The sequence below is a fragment of the Photobacterium sanguinicancri genome, from assembly GCF_002265265.1.
Lineage (GTDB): Bacteria > Pseudomonadota > Gammaproteobacteria > Enterobacterales > Vibrionaceae > Photobacterium > Photobacterium sanguinicancri.
Genome location: NZ_NOIF01000385.1, coordinates 1 through 974 on the forward strand (window position 1 = coordinate 1; position 974 = coordinate 974).

General features: G+C 34.2%; 1 pseudogene. It reads right to left on the reverse strand.

Going from position 1 to position 974, the window contains the following annotated elements:
• Positions 1-863, reverse strand: a pseudogene (locus ASV53_RS24190) (hypothetical protein); the annotation flags it as partial.
• Positions 864-974 lie beyond the last annotated feature (111 nt).

Below are 974 nucleotides of genomic sequence, written 5' to 3' on the forward strand. Positions count from 1 at the left end.
ATCTTTGAGAATAAAGAAACAATCTGCTGTTCACCAGAAGACAATGCATTCAAATCTATTTCTTTCTTTGACTTCTTGCTATTAATGTATATTTCGATATTTGACTTATCGTATACGAGTTCAGTTTGCTCAAGATATTTGTTACAAACAGTTGTAAACTTATCAGTATACGAATCAATTTCTTTTTGCTCTTCATACACTTCGACCAATTTACTTAAAAAGTATACAAGCATATTATCTGATTCTGGATATATACCGCTTTCAACAGCATTTAGAATTCGAGCTTTATCCTCCTCATCGAACATTTCACCAAGACGTCCGATTACTACTTTCACATCAGATTCTGATATATTTGAAACATCAGGTTTATCAGTAAAGTCTCCTCTAACTAGTTGTCGAAGAATTTCTGCTGATAATGTATTTAAACCTTTACTAGAAAGCCTGGCGACTTCTGACTTTATTTCTTCAAATCTATCTTTGACGTCTTTCATACCAAATTGAATTGGTATTTCAGAGTTGTCTTTAACTTCAAATTCAAATTCTTCATCTAGATCAATATCAATCTCAAGATTTTTTAAATCCTCTTCAACACGGCGATATGTTGGAAAATAAAGAATTTCAACTTGGGCAAGGTTCTCTTGTAATATTTGATTAAATTCATTAAACATAGTTTCAGGGTGGTTAATCAACAGACTAAAGTCTTTATTTATGTCGTCCTTAAACCTATGATTTTCATATCCTAATCGCTCAACTAACAGACCAGATTCAACATCTTTAACTGTTATTTCATTGTTTGCGATATCAACAAGTACTTTTTTATATTCCTTAGAGTGGTCAAATGCAGAACCTAGCCTTCTTTTCATTTGTGAAAGACCTGTCTCATATACACATATCCGAGCCCACGACACGGAGCTACATATCGTTTGCCGTCATATGAATGAAAAAAAAAAGGGGGGGGGGGGGGGGGGGGGGCG